3 protein-coding genes and 1 pseudogene are annotated in these 5,607 nt (G+C 37.9%); 3 read left to right on the top strand and 1 reads right to left on the bottom strand.

The genetic code is table 11. The annotated features are described in order from the left end of the window. The first annotated feature begins 56 nt into the window (after positions 1 to 56). Positions 57 to 424 (top strand): annotated as a pseudogene (locus tag BBH99_RS22910) (MepB family protein). Between the two features lie 215 nt (positions 425 to 639). Here the strand turns inward: BBH99_RS22910 and cphA are convergent. Next, positions 640 to 3,270: a cyanophycin synthetase gene (gene cphA, locus BBH99_RS08820; protein WP_066694738.1), complete on the bottom strand. Its 2,631-nt coding sequence runs from the start codon at positions 3,268 to 3,270 to the stop codon at positions 640 to 642. Positions 3,271 to 3,467: 197 nt separating this feature from the next. On the opposite strand from cphA, the gene BBH99_RS08815 reads away from it, so the two are divergent. Further along, complete coding sequence (locus tag BBH99_RS08815; protein WP_066694737.1) at positions 3,468 to 4,358, top strand: cyanophycinase; 891 nt, start codon at positions 3,468 to 3,470, stop codon at positions 4,356 to 4,358. Positions 4,359 to 4,668: 310 nt separating this feature from the next. After that, a complete protein-coding gene (locus BBH99_RS08810; RefSeq protein WP_066694736.1) occupies positions 4,669 to 5,511 on the top strand; it encodes an isoaspartyl peptidase/L-asparaginase in 843 nt (280 codons plus the stop codon). Positions 5,512 to 5,607 lie beyond the last annotated feature (96 nt).

The raw sequence follows: 5,607 nt of genomic DNA, 5'->3' as shown, positions 1-5,607 counted from the left end.
AAGACTTAGAATGCAGTGAATATTCAGGTTTTAATTTCACCGTCAATGAACTGAAGATGAAATTCCGGATTTCCAAAATAACCCCTACCAAAACGGGACAATTTGTAACCCTCTGGAAAAGAAATGAAAAAGGAGAAACGGCTCCTTTTGATAGTACTGATGATATTGATTTTATCTCATTGCAGCTTTTAAAGACGATCTTTCAGGGATATTTGTTTTCCCAAAACAGATTTTAGCAGAAAAAGGCGTTTTGTCTCATGGAAAAAAGACAGGAAAACGAGGAATAAGAGTATATCCGTCCTGGGATAAAGCAGAAAGCAAACAGGCTCAGAAAACACAAGCCTGGCAGACTCAGTACTTTCTGGAGTTTTCTAAAGATCAGGAGGAAGCGCTTCAACGAGCTAAGCTGTTACTGAAGATTTAAATAATCTGAGATACTTTATCGAAATAAACACTGATATAGCTTCATATCAAAAATACTGACTCTCGCAGATTTTGCAGATAACGCAGATTCTTATTATATAATTTACTAATCTGCTTAATCCGCAAAATCTCCGAGAGATTATAAAAAAATCAGAATTCAAAAAAACGGCTGCACTACAAAGTACAGCCATTTTAATTATTACAAATGTTAGATTTTTACAGGTTTTTATCTTCTTCCAGCAGTTCTCTGGCCTGATATTCCTGAACAAGATCAATAGCATTGGAAATCACATCGCTTAAAGCTGTGATGAATGTTCCCTCTTCTGCCATTCCTATGGCATGTTTTAAGGCTTCAATTTCTTTAGGGATAATCTCATAGCTGACATCTTTTCCAGAAGACTGCATTCCTTCGATAATCAACCCGTTGATCTCCTCTTCTGTTCTCCCTCTAAGGTGTTTTTCATTTCGGATAATGATATGATCGAACATTCTTCCCGCAATTTTTCCGCACTCCCGGATATCATTGTCTCTTCTATCTCCAACGCCGGAAATAATTCCTATTTTCTTGGTTGCCTCAACATTTTTCAGATAATCTTCAATAGCTTCATATCCAGATGGGTTGTGGGCAAAGTCAATCAATACTTTAAAGCTTTTAAACTTAAAGACATTTAATCTTCCCGGAGTAAGCTGAGCACTTGGGATAAAAGTTCTTAGTGAATTGGAAATATCTTCAATTCCAAAGCCGTAAAGATAACTGGCCAAGCTGGCTGCCAATACATTTTCGATCATAAATCTGGCTTTACCGTCCATCGTAATCGGGAAATCTTTAGCTTTACCGATTCTGATCTTCCAATCCCCTTTTTTAATGGTTACAAAACCTTCTTCATAAACACAGGTGATCCTTCCCTCTTTTGCAAACTTTACAATATGCGGATTATTCTCATCCATACTGAAAATAGCTACATTCGAGTCAAGATCTTTCGCAATTTTCATGGAATATTCATTATCTGCATTCAGAACACTCCAGCCTGTCTTCTTCACACTGTCTAATACAACCCGCTTTACCTTGGTAAGGTCTCTTAAACTGTGAATATCATTCATTCCCAGGTGATCTTCCTCAATATTGGTCAGAACCCCGATATCACATTGTGAAAATCCTAATCCGGAACGGAGAATTCCTCCTCTTGCCGTTTCAAGAACAGCAAATTCAACGGTAGGATCTTTTAAAATAAACTCTGCCGAAAGTGGTCCGGTAGTATCCCCTTTAGACAGCATCGTATTCTGAATATAAATTCCATCTGAGGTGGTAAATCCGACCCTGTAGCCATTGCTTTTCACAATATGGGAAATCAGTCTTGTTGTGGTGGTTTTTCCATTTGTTCCTGTAACGGCAATAATTGGAATAGTAAAAGGTTTTCCTTGTGGATATAACATATCTACCACCGGAGCAGCGACGTTTCTTGGTAATCCTTCACTTGGTGCCAAGTGCATTCTGAATCCCGGAGCAGCATTCACTTCTATAATCGCTCCGCCACTTTCTTTTAAAGGTTGTGTTAGGTTTTCTGCCATGATATCAATCCCACAGACATCCAGCCCGATAATCTTTGAGATCCTTTCCGCCATCGTTATATTTTCCGGGTGTACCATATCCGTGACATCTATAGACGTTCCTCCGGTAGAAAGGTTTGCCGTAGATTTCAGGTAAACCACTTCTCCTTTTTGCGGAATGGTTTCCAACGTATATTGAAGTTTTTCAAGCAATTCCAAAGTGTCTTTATCTACTTCAATCTCGGTAAGGACATTCTCGTGACCATATCCTCTTCTGGGATCCTGATTTTCTTTATCAATAAGCTGCTGAATATTTAACTCTCCGTCTCCTACGACATGAGCAGGAACCCTTCTTGCTGCGGCCACCATCTTATTATCAATGACCAATACCCTGAAATCATATCCTGTAATATATTTTTCAACAATTACTTTTCTGGAGTATTTCTGGGCGTGCTCTAATCCTATTTTAGCAGCTTCCCAATCATTGACATTGATGGAAGATCCTTTTCCATGATTTCCATCCAGAGGTTTTAGTACAATGGGATAGCCTATTTTTTTAATAACATTATTCAGATCTTCCTCATCCACTACCAAATCTCCTATAGGTACAGGAATTGCTGCATCATGCAACATTCTTTTGGTTAATTCTTTATTGCAGGCAATATCTACAGCAATAGAGCTTGTTTTCCCGGTAATCGTGGCCTGGAAACGCTGTTGATTGACGCCATATCCAAGCTGTACCAGTGAATTTGTTCCTAATCTTATCCATGGTATTTTTCTGGAAACGGCTTCTTCTACAATACTTCCAGTAGAAGGACCGAGACGAACACGCTCTCTGATCTCTTTCAGTTTCTGAATACAGGCATTCAGATTATAATCTTTCCCTTCTATTAAAGCTTCTGCAATCTTTACCGCTTCTTCAGCAGCATAAATTCCTACATTTTCTTCAAGATAGTTGAATACTACATTGTACACTCCGGGAGTTTTGGTTTCCCGTGTTCTTCCAAAGCCAACATCCATTCCCGCCAGGGTTTGAATTTCCAAGGCGATATGCTCAATGACATGTCCCATCCAGGTTCCTGTTTCCACCCTATGGAAAAAGCCACCTTCCACTCCTTCTGAACACCTGTGGGTAATCAGTGACGGGATTAATTTTTCAATTCTTTCCCTGAATCCTTCTATTTTATTGGTAGGATAATTTTCCATTTCCTCAAGGTCCAACCTCATCTGTATCAGCTTTTTTCTCCTGATACTCCAGATATTAGGACCTCGCAGTGCCTGAATCTTTTCGATTTTCATAGTCTATTGGCATTTTAACAGTTAATAATAACTTATTTTACAATCAAATATAATATAAAACCAAAAACAAAACCACACCAAGTTTGAAGATTTATTAAAAAAGAATTAAATTTCATTAACATTTATAAAACATTAAAAATCAACTAAAGATGGCATGAAATTCGCCAAACATGTTAATTATTTTTTAATTTTGTACCATGACTAAACCTGTAGGAAAATTAATAGTTATCGGAGGTGCTGTAAATAAAGGCAGCTTTGCAGAAACCGATTATGATCAGAATATTGAAAAGAATCTTAATTTTTTTGAGCGTGGAATTTTGCGAAAGATCATCAACGAATCAAAGCATAAGGAAGATTCTGTTATTGAAATCGTTACAACAGCCTCTCAAATTCCTCAGATCGTAGGTGCAGAATATAAAAAGGCATTCGAGTTCCTAGGTGCAAGAAACGTAAATATCCTTGATATCCATAACCGTGAAGAAGCTAATTCTGATGCTATGGTAGCCAGAGCCAATGCTGCAGATGTGATGATGTTTACCGGTGGCGATCAGCTAAGGCTGACATCTATTCTGGGTGGGACAAGGTTTCACGACACTATTCTCTTAAAATATCAGGAACAGGATTTTATTTACTCCGGAACTTCAGCCGGTGCTGCTGCCGCCTCTGAAAATATGATCTACCAGGGAAGCAGCTCTGAGGCTCTATTAAAAGGAGAAATTAAAACTACACAGGGATTAGGATTAATTGATAATGTTATCATTGACACGCACTTTGTACAAAGAGGCAGAATCGGGCGTCTTTTCCAGGCTGTCGTGAACAATCCAAGAACTCTGGGAATCGGACTTGGGGAAGATACAGGGCTTTTCATTCATAATGATGTGATGACGGCTGTAGGTTCAGGGCTTGTGATCTTAGTTGACGGAAGATTTATTAAAGATACCAACCTTACCAATATCAATCTTGGAGAACCGATCTCTATTGATAATTTAACGGTTCATGTAATGTCTATGAATGATCATTATGATCTTACAACTAAAACTCTGACGATTGAGAATTCACAATTCAATCCCATTCCACAGGATAAATAGAACAACAAATATAGCTATACAAACGGGACTTAGGTTCCGTTTTTTTTGTTTCACTACCTTAATTATAACAGACCATAAAATAAGTTTTGGCTAAAGCCAATGGAATGGATTTTTTTCAGATGGGCTAAAGCCCATCTCTATTGATGTTGATATCCGTGTGGATATTTAAACCGATAATAGTTGTTTAACGACTTTATCTTTTATCTTTTATCTTTTATCTTTTATCTTTTATCTTTTATCTTTTATCTTTTATCTTTTATCTTTTATTTATAAATTACCTTCGTAAAATTATTCATCCAACTCTTATTTTATGAAAATCATCATCCACGGCGGCTTTTTCTCGGAAAGTGACCAAAGCCATGAAGTAAAAACGGCAAAACAGAACTCTTTAAAAGCAATTGCTGAGAAAGCATTCCATTATCTTCAGACTCATTCGGCCTTTGATTCGGTGGCCTATGCCGTTTCTTTACTGGAAGATGATCCTTTGTACAATGCCGGAATAGGCTCGCAGATCCAAAGTGATGGTGTGATCCGTATGAGTGCGGCTATTATGAATGGTGAAACACAGAAATTAAGTGGTGTCATTAATATTCAGGATGTAAAGAACCCCATTTTTGTAGCAAAAGAACTTATTGGTGAGGATGACCGGGTTTTAGGCGGACAGGGAGCAAAAAATTATGCTACTGAACACGGATTTGAAAATTTCTCAACAGAAATTCCCCAAAGGAGAAAGGAATATGAAGCTAAGCTTGGTAATGGAGGAAAAGGCACTGTAGGCTGTGTAGCCATTGATAAGGATGGAAAACTGGCTGTTGCCACTTCTACCGGTGGAAAAGGCTTTGAGATCCCGGGAAGGATTTCAGATTCTGCCACAGTGGCCGGAAATTATGCCAACGCATTCTGTGCGGTGAGCTGTACCGGTGTGGGAGAAGATATTGTAAGCAATGCTACTGCCACAAAGATTGTCACCCGTGTAACGGATGGAATGAGCCTTGAAGCGGCTTTTACCAAAACTTTTGACGAACTTAAAACCATTGACGGTTTTGCAGGTGCCATTGCCATTGATAAAGACGGAAATATCTATCATCAGGACTCCTATCCTACTATGGTTTTCGCCAGTTTTGATGGTGAAAATTTTGATATCTTTTCTTAATTTTAACATTTTTTTATAATCCGGTATAATTTTTTGGCACGTATTTTACATATGTATTAATAACAAATTTTAATATTAATATCTTAAAAAAATAGA

It is taken from the genome of Chryseobacterium contaminans, from assembly GCF_001684955.1.
In the GTDB taxonomy this organism is placed as follows: domain Bacteria; phylum Bacteroidota; class Bacteroidia; order Flavobacteriales; family Weeksellaceae; genus Chryseobacterium; species Chryseobacterium contaminans.
This window is presented reverse-complemented; position numbering and strand designations above follow the sequence as displayed.

Excerpts from the sequence above, each read along its gene's own strand:
- cphA (WP_066694738.1), bottom strand. The coding sequence starts at position 3,270 with ATGAAAATCGAAAAGATTCAGGCACTGCGAGGTCCTAATATCTGGAGT.
- BBH99_RS08815 (WP_066694737.1), top strand. The coding sequence starts at position 3,468 with ATGACTAAACCTGTAGGAAAATTAATAGTTATCGGAGGTGCTGTAAAT.
- BBH99_RS08810 (WP_066694736.1), top strand. The coding sequence starts at position 4,669 with ATGAAAATCATCATCCACGGCGGCTTTTTCTCGGAAAGTGACCAAAGC.